Genomic DNA, 19405 nt, shown 5'->3' with positions numbered 1-19405 from the left:
ATCCCAACCTAAATCTATACCCGGCAATCGTTCAAGCTCTTCACCTGTTTTTGGATCAACTTCGGTAAATGGTTTTTGGTATGAGGTTAAAGCCGAATCAGGTGTAACAGTTATTCCCATGCGTTTGATGTCAGCCTCACTCATACTTACGACTTTACATCTACAGTTCCAACCGTTCGGCGGATAATGTGTGTGCCAAAAATTATGTTCAATTGGTAAAAGTATGTAGTTCCACGCGTTATGCTGCGGTCTTACTCGCGAGTCACCTGCAGTTAAATACAAAAGATAAGGCCTACGATGTTTGATCCGTTCTTGCTGCTGCCATCGGCCAGCTGCGCGCGCGGTATTTTTGTTGTTTTGATAAATTACTTGAGTTCGCCAACCGCGTTTTCCATTGTATGACCAACCATGTTTAGCAACGGTTTTATCAAAGCGCGCTCTAAAATCTGTGATCGTCTCGCCATTTTCAATTGCAGCAAGTACGGCTGTATTTAGGTCGTCTAACAATTCAGTTTTGGTAGCACCGGCAACGGTAAAAGCTCTTGCATGTATGTGACCAAGTAAATCTTTGTACGACTCCGTGGGTATTTGAACTTTTGACTTTAGATTTGAAATGGCCTCGTCGAATTTTACGAGTTGGCCATACTTGGTAGGGATATCGGACATATTAGAGCTTAGCTATATCAAGGGAAATTGCTTGATCCGCGCCCTGCTCATCTCGCTTGTAAAACCGGATAAATCGACAGCTATCAATTGTGTTTACAGACTCAGCAATGATGTCCATAGCCTTTTGCCATTTGCCTGTTTCATCATCAATTTCAAGCTTACGAAGACTCAAAATACGCTGTGGGTTTATAGTGCCTTGCTTGTCAGTTGAAAACACTTTATTGACGATGGCTTTGATGTTTTGATTGCCGCCTTCAGTCCAATCACTGATACATTCATCAATCAATTCTTTGGCAATTTTTAGCTCTGGGCCAAGCTCGATACGCTCTTGAATTTGTATTTTCACAGACAACGAATGGTCGAAAGAACGTAGTGTTAAATTGCCTTTTTTGCCACCCAAATTCACGCCATGTTCTTGTGCCAACAGGTCTAAAAAGTCGTCAGCTTCATCCATTTGTTGCTGCTTAAATTCAGCGAGTTGTTGTTGCTGTTTCTCTGCAAGTTCTATCGCTTTTTTTACATATTCGTCCTTTATCAGGTCTGTTTGCTTCACGTTCGTAAGTGCTACTAAGTTGCCTTTACCATCTTTCAAAAAGCCTTCAGGTATCGCATTCATAGGGTTAAATCTCCTGTTGAATTGCCTCGTCCATTCCCTCTAAAACCTCTAATTCGAATGCCTTCACAGCGACTTCAGCTAGTGCTGAATTAGAGATATTAGGGAACTCATCGAGGATGTTTTGTTTTAGTTCGTCTAGGTTGTTTGCGTGTTTGGAAAACTCATAAATCTTCTTAATTTCGGTATCAGTGGCCTGATCAAACTCGTCAAAAACAGCGATGTCAGTGCCTTGTTGAACACTCGAAAACTCCTGTTTTGATGGGGTCGCGATGCCTTGACCATCGTCTTTGATTTCTAACAGTTCTTCGCCTTTTTGGGGCTCTGGTATGCCCAGCATTTTGTACACATAATCCTTTGAAACAGGCACCATACGGGCTGATTCACGAATAACGTTTACTGTTTCGAGGTTGATCTCTTTCTTATCTCGCCAAACATATTTAGGTGGTTCGCCACCGTCGAAATTCACTCTATGGATGGTTTCTAATAGCTGGTTTCGATAACCAGATACAAGCGCCCTATCGGCTCGTTGGTTCTCACCCGCACGTTTAGCGTGAGTCTCACTCGCTGCACGTGCACCGGCTTTTTGCTCTGTGGCGAGCGTTTGGGAAGTCAGCGCTTTACTCATTTCTGAGTTACATAAATTGATAAGCTGCAACTGGACTGGCTCACCAGACATTTTACTTTCTAGAATGTCTAAACTTGAGTCGTCAGGTATCACGGCAATCCCGTCAGTTAGTAGCCTTGCTAAGCCTTCAACTAACTCTTCAATGTCTTTGTCTTGCATTCCTGGGCGGTACTTCCCGACAGGAAATGGCACACCAAAACGCTCGCATAACTGTACAAAAAACTTAAAGCCACCATGCTTGAACATCCAAGGCCAAAAGCAGCTACTGAGTAGTGCAATGCCGTATGGATTTTTAGCCTCTGGCATGTGGCGAACACACGTCCAACGGTCTTCATTTATGGGCTCGCCTTCGGGGTTTTGGCGGGTTTTTACAAGGAGTTCGTGATCTGAATTAAAAGCAAAGCGCCCTGCTGGCCATTGCTCTATGGTGCTAGGTATCCAAGCGTTATCGCTTTTCTCAAATTTGCCTAAATGCGTGACGGCAAACCCGTGTAATATCGCGCTGTAATTATGCCAATCAATGTCCATCCACTGTGTATTTTTGGCAGGGCTTGAGGCCATAAGCGCTTTGGCTATCTCAAAGCTTTTCATGCTTGCTTCGTCATTGCCGCCGGGCACCAATTCCGCATTAAATGCGAACATGCCAGAGCGCAAGCTACGTAATTCACCAATTACATGGGCATCACGGGCTATTTCGTCATAGATAAGCGAGCTTTTTCCAGCTTTGCGTAATATCGGGTCGGGGTTTGGCAATTCGCGCATCATCGCCCATAAAGCGGGGTCTGTTTTACTCATGCTGAAGGCTTTTTGTAATGCGCGATAGCCTTTGTATGAAAGGTGGGGTTTAGACATGGTAGCCCCCTATTGGTTTGGTTACTTTTAGGCTTCTCACCTTTGGAATACCACCCGCGCCTGTGCTGGATATCATCCATAAAATGGTGAGAGCACAGCTTAAATCGTAATGGTGGAGGCTTTGTTTTTCAGGCCAGTTTTCTAGCTCATCCATAAGTAATCGACTTCGACGGGTATGAAATAGAATTTGGGCTGGTTCGTTGATCACAAAGGGCTCTAACCCCTCGATGCGTTCTTCTTGTGGCACGGTTGCCGTAATACCTCTAAGCGGTAATGCAACACCTTGGTCTAATGCATCTTTGATGTAGGTTTGGCGCATAAAATCAAAGGCATTATTGTTTTCAAAGCCCCACACTAAACAGTTGTATTCTAGCTGTAGCTTTATTAAATCTTTCAAAAGGCGGCTGGGGCCACGTACTTTTCGGCTTTCATATTCTAGGTGTAATTGCCCTAACTCTTTGGCCCAAAAACCAACAAGCAAAGCACTTGGGTCGGCACTGGCTGTTTTGCCCATGCTTGGGTCACATGCACCGTATGGCGTCCACAGGTTTAAACGATTGACCCAAGTCTCAAATCGATAAAAGATCGTCTCTTCATCTGACTTGGCAATGCCTTGCATCTCGCGGTTAAATTCACGCTTGTTCGAAGCTCGCATTGCCATTAAATCATAGAGAGAACGCACACTTGGCCAACTGGTTTTTGCGCCTTTAGACATGCGCTTTTTGTTTTTAATCCAAAACTTAAAGCTGGGCTTTTCCTCAAGGGCTACTGCTCGCCCTTTACCTGCGGCTTGCTTCTCAAACTCTTTGTCTTTATAAAGCATGAGCTCACGGCATTGCTCCCAAAGCTCCATGTTTTCAGGTAGCTGCGATATGGCTTTAAAGCGGTGTACGATATGGCCAGCGGCATGCTCTGCCCTTGATATTGGGTCATCATTGTTAAGCACGGTGTTCACACCAAGGAACTTAACCCCTTTGCCGGGTGGGCCAAGGTATTGCACGGCAGCTTCTAAAAATGCCCAGCGGTTATCTCTTTCCGTAGCGGATTTGGCTTCTTTATCGGTGATGATGTCATCAGATAAAAGTAACTTCGGACGGCTTGCGCCGTGGAATGCGCCTCGAACTGATTGTTCCGACCCACGACTTTCAAAACGTACACCTTGAGGCGTTGCAAATTCGCCAATCTTCCATAGCGGCGACTTGGCGCAGACTTCAGGAAAGTCCAACATAAGATTGCCATTACTCAACAATTCGGTTTTAACCACTTCTAATGTTTTGGCGGGCATCTTTGCCTCAGCGCCAAACAGAATAACAAAGTCGATGTAAATATTGGGCTTGGTCAGGCCCAGTTCCTCACATATGGCTTCATCCTGTAGTAGAGCTAACACCGCTATATATACCGGAGCTATTTTTACAGCTAAAGTGGATTTACCTTCACCACGGGGGGCAACAAACCAATGTTTCCAATAGTTATCGAGGTCTATGGCCTTTGGAAACCAATCCATGAAGTATTGTTGGAATTCACTTGGCTTTTGGCCTTCATCCAACCACATATGATGCGGGAAGTACGTATATACAAAGAACTCGAAGTCGCCGCCTAATACGCGTTGTCTTCGCTCTAAAATTGCTTCAGGGCTTGGGTCAATATCGCGTTGTTTGGCTTCGATATCAATTCTCAGCGCTGACGTGATTTGCTCTAATTCTTCTAAGAACTCTTTGTTACTGATATCGGCCATTAGTCGTCCAACATACTACTTAGTTGAGGGCCAAAGGCGGTTAGAATCTCAACCAATTGCGGCGCATAATCGGGGTGATATTTGGATACAAAGCTCGCAAGTTTTTTCATGACATCCGCTGCAACAGCACGCTTTTCAATGGATTTATTACCGCCGCTGAGCTTCATGATTTTTGTGTATGTATCGCTAAGTTGATTTAACGCTTTGATACGGCCATCAATAGATAACCCTTCATCTTGTTTAATGAGCTCAAAGGTCGCATTGGTTTGAATGGTGAACTCTTCAATAAAGTCTTGGGTAAATTCACCTGCGGGGCCAGTTGCTTTGCGTGCGGCTGCTCGGGCTAAATCCCAATCATCACCTGTTGCTTTGGCTTCGCTTTTCCAGCGCCTCGCTGTGCTGTCTGCGACAGTATGTTTAATTGCAGCTACAGACAGGGCCAAAAGCTCATTCACATAACTGTGTCTAACCGCATTCTTTTTATCTTCAGGGTGCGCCATTAAGAGCCCCCACCCAGTTTTAACACTTCAGCTGCCATAGCCACAATTAAACCCGCGCCACCACCCAAAGTGGTGATTTTAATTCGGTTATGTGTGACCTTTTCTTCAACTTTTTCGACACGCACCTCAATGCTATCAACGCGCTTTGTCAGGTCGGTTTTGATATCAGTCACTTCCTTTAAAATCGCTGCTTGGGTCGCTTGGATATGACCAATAGACTGAAACAGCTGATTCTCTTGTTCAGGCGTCATACCATTCCCCTGTTTTCATTTGCTCTGCCAGTTGGTCTGCACGCTCACCAACTTGCACAGCCCAGCGGCTATCAAACATTTCAATGACAGCTTTATCCCAATCACCGCGCTCAACGGCTGCTATGGTCTTTTTAAAAGCTAACAAGCCATGAATACCAAGGTTAAAGGCCATGTTGATAAGTACGGCTTTGCGAGCAGGATTACATTTTGAGGTGTCGATATGCTTTTCAACCTGAGCAGTAAAATAAGCAATATCGTTGTTTAGTAGATAATTGATTTCGTCGTCAGTCAGCCCTCTTTGCTCAAGGTTTCTGCCAACGCCTATTGATTGGTAGCCACCAGGACAAACATAGACTTTATGCTCGTATCCTTCATGGCCAATGAGTTGTTGTTTTAGTTTTTCCATGCCATTTCCACATGTGGTTGATCACATGGCTAGTCTGGCAAATTAGAGGTGGGAAATTAGGTGTAAAGTGTTTTACGGTGCTTTGAAGTGAAGCCGATACATTAGGCTAAAGCAAAAAACGGTCTACTGCAATAATGACCGTTTAAACGATGTTTAAAGAGGGTTTAAACATGCTGTTGGTTTGTAAATTCTGTTAGTTCGCAAATCATACCTTCAATGTTAAAGGTCTTTGGTGGTACACAAGGAGCCCACAAACCGCCGTATTCGTCACAATACTTAGGCTGTGTAAAGCCAGCTAGCCCCATTTGGATAAAACAGCGTCCATTGCTTGCCTTTCCAACATGGAATGCAAAAGGAGCGCTATCATCTCCCCACCAGTGCCAATACATACCATCTTTGTTTGGCAGCTCAGTTGTCCATTCACCAAGGTTTAGCCTACTAACTTTCGCCATGATGTACCTCGTTATGTGGGTGATAAATGTTGCCATTAATAATACCACTGAGTCTTTCTAGTTTTTTGAGCTTCACTTTTTCGAGCTCCTCTTCGGCTCCAAGCATATGTATAATTTGTTCACACATAATCGCTACATCGGCAATTTCTTCAATCACATTGTCTCGGTGTCCCATTCGTTCTTGAATGAACAATTTGTTTAACTCAGCGGTTAGCTCACCACATTCCCCCATAGCCATACTCGCTTGGGTTTTAACTCCCCATTTTTCGATGGCTGAATTGAAAAGCGTTTTCTTACAAATATTCATACATCACCTCAGATTAAGCCTTGAACAACTTTTCCGTGACTAACATCACCCACAATGGTCGACACGCTGCCTCTGACCTCACCACATTCTATGTTGCCAAAGGTGTTTGTTACGGGTCCGTCTACATCACCACATATCACATCGCCGGAGCGGCATATAACCGTGGTGGCATTGTGAACTTCTACAGAGCCGTTCAAAACCCCTAAATTTTCCACGTTGGCATATACATAGATAGAGATTTTTTGGTCGGTATCTATCTTTAGCTGTTTGCCATCAACAATGAGTTCATTGCCTCGGATCTCAATCTCCTTGCCATGCACCAATGTATCGTTGATTTCAAGTTTTCCGTCTTCATCTTTCATTTGAATAAACATATCAATTTCCTATTTCGTTCTTCGCCTCAGCCAAATCAGCTTCGAGGTTATTTAGCGGTAGCTTGAGCTCCTTTCTACCTGCTATGTAATTTTCAGTTATCTGCAGCGCTATCTGAAATTGCACTTTGGAAGGTATGCATTTGCCAGATAGCTGCTGCGCGGTGAGTAACACAAAATTGTGTTCGTGCATTGTTACTCCTACAGGGGTAAATCTATTTGCCTGTGTTTATCACCTAGTAGGTCAAGCTGCGCCTCTAATGCAATTGGGTCGCCCGTACTGAATGTTGTGCCACTGAGAATTAACCAAATACATTGCCTGGTTAATCCATATTGTTCAGCAAGCTCCTGAACCGCTACTCCTTGCTCATGTGCTTTAATGATCTCTTGGTTTCTAAACTGCAGGAGCACTTTATCTACCTTGGGGATCTGATAGCTTTTAGCACCGTGATTCTCACTTAGGTGTATAGCTAGCTCAGTACCAAAGATCTGGCAAAATTCATGTTCAGGTCTCGGGTTTTGTGGGATATACATCATCCTAAGTTGATGCTGCTTTAACAAAGCAACGGCCTTATCAACTCCAAGCACTTCAACAAACTTGCGCACACCATGCGGCAATAAGCTCAAATCAATTTCATGCTCAGCCATCATCAAGTTCCTCTAGTAATGCTTCCAAACTATGTTCATTTGATGCCGCTTTCATTTCCCGAGTTTCATCCCATTTGGTCCTAAGCTTGCCAATACGCCTGATTTCCAGTGGCAAGTTATCGTACTTGGCCTCTTCATAAAGTGGCCTATCAGGATTAATTACGATTGATTCACCTCTAGGCATGATTTGGCCCTCCACGATTTAGCCATTGTTTCAGTATTTCGATAATGGCTGACCAGTGGCCCTCAGCTTTGTACAAACGCAGTCCATTACAATACTTCTCACAAAACGCATCACAGGCTTGTTTCGAATCTTTATCGACTTTTCCCGCACGGGCCAGCTGACCCCAAAGGCTATAAATCAGCTTTAATTGCTTTGGCATTTCTTGCTTGGGGGCCATTTGCTGGTAGCGCTTAAGTAGTGCTCGTTGCTGGTTTGGTGTCAGGCCTGTGCAGCTGTTGGTCATGCCATTGCTGATGTATTTCACGTTTTTAACATGCACCACTTGGTCAATGTTGGCAGCGCGCTGTGCTGCTTTTATCGCTTTAATCATCGGGTTCATGCTGCATTCTCCACGCGTTCTACTTTTTGCTCTGGGAAGACGGCAAACTCTTCAAGTTCAAAATCCCAAGGCTTAGTGTCATCAACACATAAAGTTGCTATGTGCCCAAAACGGTTGGTAAATTCCTTGGTAAAACTTACCTCTAAATTAACCTTGGCTATTTGCTTGCACTCGTATAACCTCTGCCCTAGGAAAATACAAAACGCCGCTGGTACATTGCCGTTTGCGCCATCTAATATGGACCCGCTTGGGTCTTGCATGGCTAAAACATTCAGCATGTGTTGGTCGGTTAGCGTGTCATTTAGGACAAAATGACCGCCAAAGGTATTGTGATATATCTTTACTCTTAACATGGTGTTTTCCTTAATTGATGAGCCCAGTTGCCGCTAGGCTCGTTGCTTTATACAGCTTGTTGATTCAGTACATTGGCGAAGATCGAGTTCACCAAGAGCTTGTCTAACTTTTTGTTTGGGTTTTTCCGGCTGTGACTCAGGATATGAGGGAGCAGGTTTTCGACTAGGAGCCTTGAATTTCCCTCTACCCTTTTATGTAACCACTGCCACCATTGCTCGTCATCGGACTCAAGCGGCACAGTACCTTGGGTAAGTTCATTGAATAGGTTTCTGATATCCTCAATTGGCACCTCACCAATCGGCTTTGGCCAAAAACACACACGAGAAGAGATCAACTCATAGCGTTCGTTGGTTTGAAGCTTATCGACCAGCTGAATATTGCCAATCAAACACACACCAACTTTGGCCGCATCTGATATGGTTCTAAGTGGGTCTAACGCACTTGGCTTACACTTGTCCGCCTCATCTAACAGAATGATGCGCTCTGTGTTTTCGATGGTTCTAACAATATTCTCGATGTTTTTGGCAACACTCGGTTTTCGGGGTAAACCTAACGAGGTGCATAGCGATTCAATCACTTGTTTACTGGTCGTTTGCTCACTGCCAACTATCAGTATTGCAAGTGGGTTTTCTTCGCAGTAGCGCTCTAGCCCTTTGCTTTTACCAATGCCAGCTTGGCCTGCAACAACCGAAAAGCGGCGCCTTGCTTTGGCATGCTCACACGCCATGGTTATCACCTTAGCGACACTGGTTGGCACAAAAGGCACCTCGCCGTATCGGATGGTAATAATCGGTCTGTCATCCGTAATGTTATCGTCTGCGGCATCAGTACCTGCGGGTGCAACAATGGCGTATATGTCATGCAAGTACTTAGTTGGGCTCGCCGCATACTTACCAGAGAGCAACTGACTAACCGTCGAAGGTGACTTATTAATCTTTTTGGCAATGAAAGTGCTGTTTACCCCTTGGTTTGCAATGTCTTCATCCGTCATACGCTTTTTAATACGCGCTACTAGCAACTTATCATTGGCGTTGTAGCAATCCGCAAAGCCGCCCTCGCTGCCAAACTCTTTGGGGTCAAAGTCACCAAAAAAGTGAGCCCACATTACATCTAGTAGCTTTTTAGGGTTTGTTGGTGACTCGCCATTCAGTACTGAATTTACTTGGTTTAAGTCGTAACCTAGGCAATAGTCCTCTGGCCCTAGGGCATAAAACTCAATCTCTTCGTTAATGAGCTTTACTTGAATTTGTTGCTCGTCGCTGTAATGGCTGGTGAACTTATTCATGAATGTCTCCTAAATCTAATGGGTATTCGTTTGCAGCTGGGGTAACGTGTTCAACCTCAAAGTCTGAGAGGTCCATGTTTAATACTTCAGGTTCAATGTCAGGAATGGCTTGAACGTCTGCGGCCAGTTCTTCAACCGCCTCCACATTAATCACACGTTTTTGGTCGGCTCTTGCACGCTTTTCAGATAGCTGGTTTTGAATGCGCTTTTCTTGGCCTTGCAATCGCTTAAGGTCGGCTTCTTCAATTCGACTTGTTGGCAATGCCTCAACCTTGTGTTTAATGCGACAGTTCATGATGAACTCGCCAGATTGCTCATACAGCACAAGATAGGTGTCGTCGTGCAAGTCATAGCCAGCAACCAACTCTTTACCGTTAAATTGAAAGAGATAGTCAGCGGTATAAACACGCTTATGCAATTTGATTTGGCCGCGCGCTACTTTCACTTTGGCTCTGGGTAGGACCACAAAATCCGTAATGGCGGGCTGCTCTTGAATTAGCCCCTCTTCCCAAACTTGCATGCGGGTTTTACCCTTTATCTCCGGGTGTGGGCTGTTGTGGTAATGCTCTAAAAACGCTTTAAACTCCGTTATCCACTGGTCTAGAGATGGCAGCTCACGCTTGCCTTTTTTCACATCGTTAAGCAGCTTGAGCTTTTCGCGCTCGTTGTGGTCTGGGCCGCAGTAGCTTTCAAAGCGTTTACCCACGTGCTCTTCCATATGTTTAAAAAAGCGCTCTATCCACTTAGCGCGGGCATTTCCGGGTATGGCAAAAATGACCTCAATATCAAACTGCGCATAAATACCACAGCACTTATCAGACATCATTTTTGACCTATAGCCACTGCCGTTATCGACATACAACATGCTAGGAATATGCTGATGGGTTTTAATTGAGCGGGTTAACGCCGTCATGGTGGCGATGGCATTTTCAGACGCGCTAATCTCCCAGCCAACAATGCAGCGGCTCGCCACATCTTGAAATGCCGTTAACTCAAAGCGCCATGCTTTACCTGTTTTTGGGTGTGCCACATATACATCTACTTGGTGGCCGTCGCCGTTATAAATAAAGCCAGGGGCAATATGCTTAGTGGAGCGAATGATAAAGTCTTTGTGTTTTTCACGATAAAGCTTTGCACCCATACGGTATGGGCTTTGCGGGCCAAGCTCATGGGGCATTGAATTTATAAAACGCCTAACTTGGCTTGCCGTTGCATCAAAACCGAGTTTTTTTAAGTCTTCAGCAACCAGTGCAAAACTGGGCGAGTTAATACAGTGGTAAAGCTCTAACGCTTTAGCTGCCCATTTAGGTTGCGTGGGCGTTCGGCCTTTGTGTTGTGGCAATAACCCTTCAACGCCTTGTTGCTTGTAGGCACTTATCCAATTAAAGGCTGTTGCACGTGTTGGTACTTTGCCTAGTTCCGTTACGGCTTGGTGTATGGCAGGTGTTACTAGCCCATTATTGAGTGATTCAACAAGTGCAGCCCTTGCTTTATCTACACTTAAGCCACTTGCAAGCCAGTATTTAACCAATGCGGTGCGGTTTTGGGCCGTTTTGCGCGCTTTGTCGCTGGCCTCAGACCATGCCGACTGGCTCACAACCGCAGGTAAGTTGTTAAATCTAATTACAGCAGGATGCATTACTTGATCTCCTTGCTTTGCTTTTCTACTAAAAATTGTTCGAGCAGCCGGTTACGTTCGGTTTCAACGTATTGCCACTCAGCTTTGGTAAATTTCGGTAGGTGTTCAATGCCTTCAATATGTCCAGCAAACTCGCCACTTAAACGCTCAAGGGCTGTACCAATTTGGCTGTAGATAGCCGCCCAGGTGTGATGCAGTACTTGCGCAGCACTCACACGCGAGTCCAAATCCAATTGGCGGTTATCACACAACTGACCAATTTGGGTGATGGTACTAACAAGCGCCTCGTTTAGTAGCTCGGTATTACAAATGGCGTCTTTGCGTATCTCACTAATAAACACATGCATGTCAAAACGGACTTGCGGCACCTTACGCAGCTTTTCATGTTCCAAGTCATTAATGGCCCGCGCCGCTGTTACCTGCAATTCGTCACGCTCTTTTATCAAATCGGCCACTTGCTGCTTTATGGCATTGCCTGATGTCTCGGCCAACACTTCATAGTCTTCGTCGTCTAGCTCTTTAAGCGTTTCGATTGGTACTTTAGTAAGTTCGTTAAGTTGATGAGTGTTCAAATTCAAAATGGACAATTTGTCCACTTTGCTTTTGGGTAAAGCTTTAAGCATTTTTGCTATAGCCATGGCCCTGCTAGCCGTTCGCCTATGAATGCTTTTCTCATGTAATAGAGAATTAAAACGTCCATGTTCTGTTTGTGTCTTCAGCCAAAGCAATAGCACGCCCATTTTAGCGGCGTCTGTAAATTGCCTATTTGCTAAAAAAGCCACCTGGTCCATGCATTCATCAATAGTCGCTGGTAACTCGACATACAAAACAGATTCAAGCTGACCTATTTGGTATTCGATCTCTTCAGCAGATTCAGGACAAACTAAGTCAGAACTCATAACAACTCCGAAATTCAGGCAGATCTTGGTCTTTGATAGGCATGGTTTAAGCTCCGAAATTAGGTATTGATTTTGACTTCTTCGAGAATGGATTCGCGCTTGTCATGTAGTTCGCGTATTTGCACTTCGCATTCTGAGGCTTCTTGCAGTTTTTTAGCGCGTTCGTCTGATGCGCTGTACATAAGGGGCATAAGCAATATGTTGGCAGGTTCAACACTTTTAATGGCCCAACATAAAGCTGGTAGGTATTGAATTGGCATTGATGTTGGTTGGCTTGGAGCAAACCACTTATTAAGTTTAGCCTCGTCTACCTCTACAATGTCTACCTTAAGTGCCGCGTTCATGCGTTGGGCAAGGCCATTGCGGGTAAACCCACACCTGCGCATACAAGCATTAACGCATTGGCTAAAATGGTGGAGTATTTCGCAATCAGGCGGTATTTCGCTCTCTAAAATGTTCATGGATTCTTGATTCTCAGACATGGTAAAAATCTCCTTAAATTAACCTAGACTTGGTGGTTCTATGGGTTCATGCTTGGGTCAGGCACAGGCTGGCCCGCTTGGATTGCTTCAATGATTTGATTACGCCTTTGGGTCCGATCTTTTGGACCGCGTTTTGGCTTCGTAAGGTATTTGTTACCGAAGACTTCTGTTCGTTTCTTGTTTAATGCTAAGCATATTGCTTCGGCGATGACGAAAGATTGAACCGCGCCTCTTGCAACGTTAGCGACGTGTGAGTTTGAGACTCGCTTTGCTTTTGCGATATCTTCAATCTGTATGTCTTTGTTTGATAGTTCTTTCTTTATGTCTTCATATGACATTGTTGTGTAAGTCATGTTAGATTTACCTGTGTTGTAAATTAATGTTGGTAACTATATTTGTCAGTGTTCGTTTATTAAGCTAGTGATAAATATTCTTACTGTCAACTGGAAAGTTATTTTGTTTTTTATTTTTTAAAGGTATTGACTGTAAACTATGGTTATCGATAGTATCTCAGAGTCAGAGATTGATCTTGTGATTGAGCGCTTGCGAGAACAACTAAGCGTGAAAAGTAATCGAGCACTTTCTGAAAAGTTAGGGTTGTCACACAGTGGCGTTGCTATGGCCAGAAAGAAAGGTACGTTACCCTATGGTCCAATAGTTAATGCATGTGTTAACTACAAAATTTCCTTGGATGAGGTGTTTGGAATTGATGTAGACCAAACATCTGACAGTAGCTCTACGGAAGAAAAACCAACAAAGAGTGAAGACGTAAGCAGAAACAGTGCTGAAGATGCGTTAGCTGCAATCGCCCTTGTTGAACAGATAATAGATGATTTACTTTACTCGAAAAACTTGGATGCAGAGCGCGAACTTCTGATCCGTAAAAAGTTAAGGCCAATGTTAATTGAAAAAACATTTGAGCATAACTTTAACGAAGTCATGGTTAAAACCATTGCGGAGGGAGCGCTCTATATGGCCTTTTAAAGGATAAATTATGATTAAAACAAAACTTGCTACAGCAATGCTCGCGCTTGGATTGCTGTCAGCCCCCTCTCTAGCTCTTGAACCACTACCAGACAGAGCTCGTGTTCAGCACATGAATACCGACTTGTTACTACCAGATGGCAGCACACTCAATGTGGATGTGTCGTTTGACTGTGGTAGCGATTATCAAAACACTGCTGTTATGGTAATGAGCGATTCCGGCGCAAAATTAATCGCCGCTGCATACACCCACCTATACGGCGAAGCCGCTGGCCAAGCAGTAATGGATACATGGCAAACTAAACAAAACGCCTCCGACCCACGCAAACCAACTTACCTATTTATCCTCGCACCAAGAGATCAAGATATTAACTGGAAGTCGAAAAATATAAATAAACTTAACAATTTTTTATCGCGTGTTAGTATTAGTGAAACAAAAGTCGCGGACCAAAAGTTAGAATCAGAATCCAAAATACCAGTTGTATTAGCTGGTTGTGGCGTCAGAGACCATAACCCGAGCGCCGTTGAATAAACTTATTTAAAGGGGAATGATTCCCCTATTTGCAAGAAGGAATTCTTCGCTATGTTGAAGTCAAGGATAATAGCCGCTGCTTTGATATTACAGAGCGGAATGTGTCAGGCGCTTAATTTTGAGCACCTTAACGGTGTAGCTCAAGATCAGAATGATTATATGTATTTCTCTTCGCACGAAGGTGTTTTGAAATACGATGGCGAGCACATTGTAAAGCTAAATGAAGTGAGCGAACTGCCAGCTGGTTCAGCACGTGACTTAGAGATTAGCGATTCAAATATTGCTTATATTTTGTATTCATCGGGGCAAATTTGGTCTCTGAATTTGAATACATATGAAGCAAGCCTTTTTGCAGAGACGGATGCTCACAACATTGAAGTTACTCACGACGCCTTATTCACGCAAGAAGATTACCAAGTACTTGAATACGACCTAGCCACAGGCCAGTATGGAGCGAGAATATCGGGTAAAGAAAAGCTGATAGACTTAGAATCCAGATACAACAACGTTTATGGGTTAACTGAAAAAGGCTTGTATCAAATCCACAACGGACGCTCTTATAAAGTAATCGACCAAGAAATTAAAAACGGCGACCTAGAAGTTACACCACACGGCGCAATATTCTTTGCAGATGATCACCTCAAATACTACTCCCAATTGCAAGACCGCAGCATCACTAACCACAATGTTAAACGTGCTGAAAATTTAACTTACGTTGCCCCTTATGTTGTTTATTTCACTGATGGTGACGAAGTTAACGAAGTGTCTTTATCTACTTTAGAAGTTGCTAGAACCAACGTTAGCTCGACTCGTAAGACGTACTTATCCTTATTCGCTGACAATAAACAGCAACTATGGGGCTTAAATATTAATGAGTTTGGAATTGTTGAAGGCAATACACGTGTCACGAATTTAGGCTTGGGGTCTAAGTACAATATTATTGAACGAGTTGGCAAAGAATGGTGGATAGGCACGACAAAAGGTGTATTTGTAAATGGTGAACCTGTTGCATGGCTCAATTCAAAGGTCGCAGAAGGCCGGGATTTTGAAGTAACAGCTTTCTCTCACTTTGCTGGAAAAGTGATTGTTTCAACCGATATCGGTGCATTTGCTGTAGATACTGAAAAGCGCAGTGTAGACAAGCTCTATGGCGGATATGTTATTAATTCGTCCGTTATTGCTGAGTCTTTGTATCTGGCGACAAACGAAGACGCCGTGGTTAAATTTAATTCCAAATTGAGGTATGAAGAATTTAATAACAATTCCATGCTATCAAGCCATGAGGTTCTTGGTGTAACAGAGATTGGTGGTGAGCTATACATTAGCACTGCTGCTGGCCTTGACCGGATCGACTCTCCAAGATCAGTTACTAGAGAATACCAGGGCACTTCTAAAGTTGCTGATGTTGCAATCCTAGACGGTGTGCTGTTTATGGCGACTTACGGAGAAGGCTTATTAAAAAAGGTAGATGGCAATTGGGTTAAAGTCCCCTCACCTGAATATATTAAAGAAATTGTAGAGGTGCGGGACGTACTCTATTTGCTGACTAATAATGGCATTCACACTATTTCTAAAGAACAAAGCTCATCAAGGTTAATAAGAGAAACACAAGACCATTCATTTATGATTGGCAGTGTGCGAGTTGCAGATAAAGTAGTGATTGCTGTAAGTGATAGCGCGCTTATTGAAATGACAAACTTTAAGGATGAGCCAATAGCGCCTCCAGTAGTGAGCTATGTCAGTACAAATGAGGGCTTTGTACTTAACAAAGACGCGTTAGAGATAGACCAGCAAGGCTGGCTCAATATAGCGATTACCAACCTTCAATATCGACACAACGAAGGCGTTAAATATGAGTACCGTCTAAATGACGGTGGCTGGATTTCTTTGTATAGCCCGATGATACAGTTAAACAATTTATACCCAGATCATTATTCATTGGAATTCAGACAGATTGTAGGCAATGTAGCTAGTGAACCCGCAAAATATGCTTTTGAGGTTCGCTCTCATTGGTATAACTCCCCTACTGCGTTGGGCATATATTCATTCGTTGCATTGCTATTGGTTGCTGCTGTGGCGTTCTTTGTTTACTTTTGGATCCAGTCATTCCGCAGAGTATTTAGACAAAATGAGCTTAAGCGTCAAAGCGGCAATTTAGGCCAAATAGCCATGCTTGTTGAACAAGGTAAAACGTTGGTCAGCTCTGGTGATGACACAATGTTTACCGAAGGTCTGGTTAAGTTCGACAAAGTTTCAGAGCTAATAACCCCTATAGTTAACAACGGCCCTTACCTTGGCGAGCAAAGGTTGCTTGCTGGTTTAGATTTGCTGCAAGTGCAATCTAGCTTGCAGGCGAAGATTAAAGTTAACTTTGAAACTGTGATTGGCAACGTAAAGCTAGACCCCCAATTAGAGCGTGACATTTACGCCGTTGTTTATCACGGCCTTCATAACGCTGTGCACCACTCAGAAGGTTCTGAGGTTAACGTATTCGTGCACAAACTTAGATCTAAAGTTCACGTGCACATTGAAGACGACGGCATTGGCATACCGCTACGTTCTCGCCTCCACTTCGGCGAAGGCCTATACAAAATGAGCGATGTAGCAAAGTCATACAAAACCAAGTTTAAGCTTAAGTCGTCGCGCAAAGGTACCAAGATTCAGATCGTCTTCCCGCTTATTGAGAGAGATAGAAAGAGTAAGGAAGATATTGAGAGAGAGATTAGGGAAAGGATGTGATGTTGCATTTCTTGTTAGGAAATTAGGGAGATATATGTTCGGATCAAATACAAATATGGATCAAGCCATAATGATGCTTGGATTAATTTACTATGTCTACATACTGCTTTTTTCATCTTTCAGGCCCACTATTATATTTGTAATTGTTGATGCCTATAGAGAGGCTAGGAAAAAGGCAGGATCTAGGTATTTAGACAAGCCTATAAAAGAGCTTATAAAGAATGAAGCATACTCTTTAGTACAGATAGATGATAAAAGGCAGTTTAAAGTCACAATTGGTGATAAGCGTTATTTCAAATATGCGGGAAGATTGAATCGTTTAACCAAAAAAACACCTACGTTTGCAGATTTAATGGTTTTGGAGAAGAAATACATTGCAGCCGATAGTAACTACATGTTGGGAAGCGTATTTTGTGTTTTATTTATTGTTAAAACTCAAGAAGCTGATCTCAACTTGGTATGGGCTATGTTGCTGTTGGTGTTAGTTAGTGTCATGCAAGTCTTTGATAGTGTAATTTTGAGTAATCGTGTCAAAACCGGAAAGTACGGCTACAACTCACATGAAGCTAAGGAACTAACTAGCTTTATAACAAGTTTCTTGGAAAATAATGGGCCAGATGATCATGATGGGCCGAAGAAAAGGGCTTTACCAGCGCCCGAGAAGTTGTTTGAGAAGTACTCTGCCTATGAGTCTGAAGGAAAAATATCATGAAAGATTTTGACATAGGCTTGATTATTAGGAGAGCAATCGACTTTCTATACATTAATAATGGAAAAGCAACTAGCTTGGGTATTTGTTTAGGCATTGTGCTTGATGGGATACTTTCAATGGTTGGGGCATTAAACAAAACTATAGACTTAACAATTATAAAAAGTTGGCATTGTATAGCTGCCGGTGTTTTAGGTATGAACCTACCTTCTTATTTAAATAGAAAAGAAGTGGATCCATCCATAACTAATGCAATTGAGTATATTGAAAACGGGGTAAAACAAGGTAGGGTCAATGAGGCATATGCTCAACTCATGTATAAGGATTTATACGAAAAAGTGATAGAAAGTGTTTCATCCGAAACACGTATGAATGAAACTAAGAACATTGAAAAGCAAGACGAAGTAAAATAGCATCAACTTTAACTAAACATTGTAAAGCTACAGGAGAGAGAAAAATGGAGTTAAAAACATTTATTTCAAATACAATCTGTGAAATTCAGGAAGGTGTTCAAGATGCGATAAACCGTACAGTCGGAGTAACAAATGGAGCGATCAACCCCAACTGGGGTGAGCCTTCGGAATATAACCAAGAGCTAATTCAAAAGGTGCAGTTCGATATTGCAGTAACAGCGCAAGATGAAGGTAAAGATGGAGTTAAAGGCGGAATAAAAGTTGTAGGGCTGACATTGGGTGGTGAGTCTACGTCTTCATCCTCAACAAGTAAAGTAAGTCGAATTCAATTCACAATTCCGATTATTCCACCAGTTTGTACAATTTCAAATAGTCATCAAAAAACGAGAGTTGGTATATCTGATTAAAAGCTCTGGAACTGATACCTGATTTAATATTGTTTCCTATAAACGACAAGCGAAACCAAGTCTACGTAAATCTTGGTCTTAGAGGGCCTCGCTAGCAAATGGTTAGAACTATAAATACATCGGAGTCACGATGACATCAGAGATAAGTAGAATTAGGAAAAGGAAAGAAACTCGAAAAGAGCTCTCTAAGCTAGCAAAAAAAGCGGATCAAGTTCTTTTGATTCATTATTCTTGTGAATCTTTTTACGATATTAAAGATGGAAGGACACCAAGGGTAACTTCCATTGCAGTACGTAACCTAAATTCAGCTCAAACAGAAAGCTTTTCAATACATAAGATTGCAGAGCGAATTGGAGTTCAAATATCAGATATTCCGAATCAGTATGACGAGCTGGAAAAAATGATGCTTCGTGACTTTTTTGAGTATATTAAGTACAGGCAAACATTCCATTTTATTCATTGGAATATGAGAGATGGAAATTACGGCTTCTCGGCTATCGAGCATAGATTTCAAGTGTTGGGTGGTAATCCCCACATAATTCCAGATGAAAAAAAATTTGATTTAGCTCGGGGGTTAATTTCACTTTTTGGTCGTAAGTATGTTGGTCACGGGAAAAGCGGTAGGTTTCATGAGTTATTGAGAATCAACAGTATGACAGATAAGGATGCTTTGACAGGTAAAGAAGAAGCTGACGCTTTCGAAGCTGGTGAATATGTCAAACTTCATCAATCAACATTGCGAAAAGTAGATTGTTTATCAAATATTTTCGAAAGAATTGATGATGGTTCAATCGTTACTAATGCTACCTGGAAAGACAAATATGGTATGCACCCTAAAATAATTGTAGAGTATGTCAAAGATCATTGGCTATGGACGATAATTGTAATGATCGCTATAATCACTGGCCTCAGTGGAAAGTTGTTTGGCTAACTCCGAGGCCAAGACACTTTTCAATATTTTGCGTTAACA

General features: G+C 42.9%; 27 protein-coding genes. 7 read left to right on the top strand and 20 right to left on the bottom strand.

The window, feature by feature from the left end:
• The 20 genes from MHN81_RS14915 to MHN81_RS14820 all read right to left on the bottom strand — a co-directional run.
• Window positions 1–666 (bottom strand): phage minor head protein (locus MHN81_RS14915; protein WP_239426111.1); only part of this gene is annotated, 666 nt, incomplete at its 3' end.
• Between the two features lies 1 nt (window position 667).
• Window positions 668–1282, bottom strand: a complete 615-nt coding sequence (locus tag MHN81_RS14910) for a DUF3164 family protein (RefSeq protein WP_239426110.1) — start codon at window positions 1280–1282, stop codon at window positions 668–670.
• 4 nt (window positions 1283–1286) lie between these two features.
• Window positions 1287–2759, bottom strand: coding sequence for a DUF935 family protein (locus tag MHN81_RS14905; protein WP_239426109.1), 1473 nt, complete (start codon window positions 2757–2759; stop codon window positions 1287–1289).
• Window positions 2752–4494: a hypothetical protein gene (locus tag MHN81_RS14900; RefSeq protein ID WP_239426108.1), complete on the bottom strand. Its 1743-nt coding sequence runs from the start codon at window positions 4492–4494 to the stop codon at window positions 2752–2754. Before MHN81_RS14900 ends, MHN81_RS14905 begins: the two co-directional genes overlap by 8 nt.
• Window positions 4494–4994: a DUF1804 family protein gene (locus MHN81_RS14895; protein WP_239426107.1), complete on the bottom strand. Its 501-nt coding sequence runs from the start codon at window positions 4992–4994 to the stop codon at window positions 4494–4496. The genes MHN81_RS14900 and MHN81_RS14895 overlap by 1 nt, the downstream gene beginning before the upstream one ends.
• Entirely contained in the window at window positions 4994–5245 is a 252-nt protein-coding gene (locus MHN81_RS14890) for a hypothetical protein (RefSeq protein WP_239426106.1), read from the bottom strand. The genes MHN81_RS14895 and MHN81_RS14890 overlap by 1 nt, the downstream gene beginning before the upstream one ends.
• A complete protein-coding gene (locus MHN81_RS14885; RefSeq protein ID WP_239426105.1) occupies window positions 5235–5651 on the bottom strand; it encodes a glycoside hydrolase family protein in 417 nt (138 codons plus the stop codon). The genes MHN81_RS14890 and MHN81_RS14885 overlap by 11 nt, the downstream gene beginning before the upstream one ends.
• 164 nt (window positions 5652–5815) lie before the next feature.
• The gene (locus MHN81_RS14880) at window positions 5816–6103 is read right to left on the bottom strand and encodes a hypothetical protein (protein ID WP_239426104.1); all 288 of its coding nucleotides are present in this window, start codon (window positions 6101–6103) and stop codon (window positions 5816–5818) included.
• Window positions 6090–6410, bottom strand: coding sequence for a hypothetical protein (locus MHN81_RS14875; protein WP_239426103.1), 321 nt, complete (start codon window positions 6408–6410; stop codon window positions 6090–6092). The genes MHN81_RS14880 and MHN81_RS14875 overlap by 14 nt, the downstream gene beginning before the upstream one ends.
• An 8-nt stretch (window positions 6411–6418) precedes the next feature.
• Entirely contained in the window at window positions 6419–6784 is a 366-nt protein-coding gene (locus MHN81_RS14870) for a hypothetical protein (protein WP_239426102.1), read from the bottom strand.
• Between the two features lies 1 nt (window position 6785).
• A complete protein-coding gene (locus MHN81_RS14865) occupies window positions 6786–6974 on the bottom strand; it encodes a hypothetical protein (RefSeq protein WP_239426101.1) in 189 nt (62 codons plus the stop codon).
• Window positions 6975–6982: 8 nt separating this feature from the next.
• Window positions 6983–7432 (bottom strand): Mor transcription activator family protein, encoded by a 450-nt coding sequence (locus MHN81_RS14860; RefSeq protein ID WP_239426100.1) that lies wholly within the window; start codon window positions 7430–7432, stop codon window positions 6983–6985.
• A complete protein-coding gene (locus MHN81_RS14855) occupies window positions 7422–7613 on the bottom strand; it encodes a hypothetical protein (RefSeq protein ID WP_239426099.1) in 192 nt (63 codons plus the stop codon). The genes MHN81_RS14860 and MHN81_RS14855 overlap by 11 nt, the downstream gene beginning before the upstream one ends.
• A complete protein-coding gene (locus MHN81_RS14850) occupies window positions 7606–7992 on the bottom strand; it encodes a phage protein GemA/Gp16 family protein (RefSeq protein ID WP_239426098.1) in 387 nt (128 codons plus the stop codon). The genes MHN81_RS14855 and MHN81_RS14850 overlap by 8 nt, the downstream gene beginning before the upstream one ends.
• Window positions 7989–8345 (bottom strand): hypothetical protein, encoded by a 357-nt coding sequence (locus tag MHN81_RS14845; RefSeq protein WP_239426097.1) that lies wholly within the window; start codon window positions 8343–8345, stop codon window positions 7989–7991. Before MHN81_RS14845 ends, MHN81_RS14850 begins: the two co-directional genes overlap by 4 nt.
• Window positions 8346–8392: 47 nt before the next feature.
• A complete protein-coding gene (locus MHN81_RS14840; RefSeq protein ID WP_239426096.1) occupies window positions 8393–9631 on the bottom strand; it encodes an AAA family ATPase in 1239 nt (412 codons plus the stop codon).
• Window positions 9624–11270 carry a Mu transposase C-terminal domain-containing protein gene (locus tag MHN81_RS14835; protein ID WP_239426095.1) on the bottom strand — a complete coding sequence of 549 codons (1647 nt, stop codon included), beginning with the start codon at window positions 11268–11270 and terminating at the stop codon, window positions 9624–9626. The genes MHN81_RS14840 and MHN81_RS14835 overlap by 8 nt, the downstream gene beginning before the upstream one ends.
• Window positions 11270–12169 (bottom strand): hypothetical protein, encoded by a 900-nt coding sequence (locus MHN81_RS14830; RefSeq protein WP_239426094.1) that lies wholly within the window; start codon window positions 12167–12169, stop codon window positions 11270–11272. Before MHN81_RS14830 ends, MHN81_RS14835 begins: the two co-directional genes overlap by 1 nt.
• A 59-nt stretch (window positions 12170–12228) precedes the next feature.
• The gene (locus tag MHN81_RS14825) at window positions 12229–12651 is read right to left on the bottom strand and encodes a hypothetical protein (protein WP_239426093.1); all 423 of its coding nucleotides are present in this window, start codon (window positions 12649–12651) and stop codon (window positions 12229–12231) included.
• Between the two features lie 38 nt (window positions 12652–12689).
• Complete coding sequence (locus MHN81_RS14820) at window positions 12690–13004, bottom strand: hypothetical protein (RefSeq protein ID WP_023397574.1); 315 nt, start codon at window positions 13002–13004, stop codon at window positions 12690–12692.
• Window positions 13005–13143: 139 nt separating this feature from the next.
• Here MHN81_RS14820 and MHN81_RS14815 point away from each other — a divergent pair, with 139 nt between their 5' ends.
• The 7 genes from MHN81_RS14815 (at window position 13144) to MHN81_RS14785 (ending at window position 19366) form a co-directional block, all read left to right on the top strand.
• Entirely contained in the window at window positions 13144–13635 is a 492-nt protein-coding gene (locus MHN81_RS14815) for a peptidase (RefSeq protein WP_023397575.1), read from the top strand.
• A gap of 10 nt (window positions 13636–13645) precedes the next feature.
• Entirely contained in the window at window positions 13646–14167 is a 522-nt protein-coding gene (locus tag MHN81_RS14810) for a hypothetical protein (protein WP_239426092.1), read from the top strand.
• A 51-nt stretch (window positions 14168–14218) separates the two neighbouring features.
• Window positions 14219–16906 carry an ATP-binding protein gene (locus tag MHN81_RS14805; protein ID WP_239426091.1) on the top strand — a complete coding sequence of 896 codons (2688 nt, stop codon included), beginning with the start codon at window positions 14219–14221 and terminating at the stop codon, window positions 16904–16906.
• Window positions 16878–17618 (top strand): hypothetical protein, encoded by a 741-nt coding sequence (locus tag MHN81_RS14800; protein WP_239426090.1) that lies wholly within the window; start codon window positions 16878–16880, stop codon window positions 17616–17618. The genes MHN81_RS14805 and MHN81_RS14800 overlap by 29 nt, the downstream gene beginning before the upstream one ends.
• Window positions 17615–18028, top strand: coding sequence for a hypothetical protein (locus MHN81_RS14795; RefSeq protein ID WP_239426089.1), 414 nt, complete (start codon window positions 17615–17617; stop codon window positions 18026–18028). The genes MHN81_RS14800 and MHN81_RS14795 overlap by 4 nt, the downstream gene beginning before the upstream one ends.
• Window positions 18029–18072: 44 nt before the next feature.
• Complete coding sequence (locus MHN81_RS14790; RefSeq protein ID WP_239426088.1) at window positions 18073–18435, top strand: hypothetical protein; 363 nt, start codon at window positions 18073–18075, stop codon at window positions 18433–18435.
• 130 nt (window positions 18436–18565) lie between these two features.
• Window positions 18566–19366 (top strand): hypothetical protein, encoded by an 801-nt coding sequence (locus MHN81_RS14785; RefSeq protein WP_239426087.1) that lies wholly within the window; start codon window positions 18566–18568, stop codon window positions 19364–19366.
• The last annotated feature ends 39 nt before the right edge of the window (window positions 19367–19405 follow it).

This window comes from Pseudoalteromonas sp. Of7M-16 (assembly GCF_022347805.1).
GTDB classification, from domain to species: Bacteria; Pseudomonadota; Gammaproteobacteria; order Enterobacterales; family Alteromonadaceae; genus Pseudoalteromonas; species Pseudoalteromonas luteoviolacea_F.
The sequence above is the reverse complement of the archived record's forward strand: the minus strand, read 5'-3'. Positions and strand labels throughout refer to the sequence as shown.

Coding starts and splice junctions, on each gene's coding strand:
- MHN81_RS14910 (WP_239426110.1), bottom strand. CDS start 1,282: ATGAATGCGATACCTGAAGGCTTTTTGAAAGATGGTAAAGGCAACTTA.
- MHN81_RS14905 (WP_239426109.1), bottom strand. CDS start 2,759: ATGTCTAAACCCCACCTTTCATACAAAGGCTATCGCGCATTACAAAAA.
- MHN81_RS14900 (WP_239426108.1), bottom strand. CDS start 4,494: ATGGCCGATATCAGTAACAAAGAGTTCTTAGAAGAATTAGAGCAAATC.
- MHN81_RS14895 (WP_239426107.1), bottom strand. CDS start 4,994: ATGGCGCACCCTGAAGATAAAAAGAATGCGGTTAGACACAGTTATGTG.
- MHN81_RS14890 (WP_239426106.1), bottom strand. CDS start 5,245: ATGACGCCTGAACAAGAGAATCAGCTGTTTCAGTCTATTGGTCATATC.
- MHN81_RS14885 (WP_239426105.1), bottom strand. CDS start 5,651: ATGGAAAAACTAAAACAACAACTCATTGGCCATGAAGGATACGAGCAT.
- MHN81_RS14880 (WP_239426104.1), bottom strand. CDS start 6,103: ATGGCGAAAGTTAGTAGGCTAAACCTTGGTGAATGGACAACTGAGCTG.
- MHN81_RS14875 (WP_239426103.1), bottom strand. CDS start 6,410: ATGAATATTTGTAAGAAAACGCTTTTCAATTCAGCCATCGAAAAATGG.
- MHN81_RS14870 (WP_239426102.1), bottom strand. CDS start 6,784: ATGTTTATTCAAATGAAAGATGAAGACGGAAAACTTGAAATCAACGAT.
- MHN81_RS14865 (WP_239426101.1), bottom strand. CDS start 6,974: ATGCACGAACACAATTTTGTGTTACTCACCGCGCAGCAGCTATCTGGC.
- MHN81_RS14860 (WP_239426100.1), bottom strand. CDS start 7,432: ATGATGGCTGAGCATGAAATTGATTTGAGCTTATTGCCGCATGGTGTG.
- MHN81_RS14855 (WP_239426099.1), bottom strand. CDS start 7,613: ATGCCTAGAGGTGAATCAATCGTAATTAATCCTGATAGGCCACTTTAT.
- MHN81_RS14850 (WP_239426098.1), bottom strand. CDS start 7,992: ATGAACCCGATGATTAAAGCGATAAAAGCAGCACAGCGCGCTGCCAAC.
- MHN81_RS14845 (WP_239426097.1), bottom strand. CDS start 8,345: ATGTTAAGAGTAAAGATATATCACAATACCTTTGGCGGTCATTTTGTC.
- MHN81_RS14840 (WP_239426096.1), bottom strand. CDS start 9,631: ATGAATAAGTTCACCAGCCATTACAGCGACGAGCAACAAATTCAAGTA.
- MHN81_RS14835 (WP_239426095.1), bottom strand. CDS start 11,270: ATGCATCCTGCTGTAATTAGATTTAACAACTTACCTGCGGTTGTGAGC.
- MHN81_RS14830 (WP_239426094.1), bottom strand. CDS start 12,169: ATGAGTTCTGACTTAGTTTGTCCTGAATCTGCTGAAGAGATCGAATAC.
- MHN81_RS14825 (WP_239426093.1), bottom strand. CDS start 12,651: ATGTCTGAGAATCAAGAATCCATGAACATTTTAGAGAGCGAAATACCG.
- MHN81_RS14820 (WP_023397574.1), bottom strand. CDS start 13,004: ATGACTTACACAACAATGTCATATGAAGACATAAAGAAAGAACTATCA.
- MHN81_RS14815 (WP_023397575.1), top strand. CDS start 13,144: ATGGTTATCGATAGTATCTCAGAGTCAGAGATTGATCTTGTGATTGAG.
- MHN81_RS14810 (WP_239426092.1), top strand. CDS start 13,646: ATGATTAAAACAAAACTTGCTACAGCAATGCTCGCGCTTGGATTGCTG.
- MHN81_RS14805 (WP_239426091.1), top strand. CDS start 14,219: ATGTTGAAGTCAAGGATAATAGCCGCTGCTTTGATATTACAGAGCGGA.
- MHN81_RS14795 (WP_239426089.1), top strand. CDS start 17,615: ATGAAAGATTTTGACATAGGCTTGATTATTAGGAGAGCAATCGACTTT.
- MHN81_RS14790 (WP_239426088.1), top strand. CDS start 18,073: ATGGAGTTAAAAACATTTATTTCAAATACAATCTGTGAAATTCAGGAA.
- MHN81_RS14785 (WP_239426087.1), top strand. CDS start 18,566: ATGACATCAGAGATAAGTAGAATTAGGAAAAGGAAAGAAACTCGAAAA.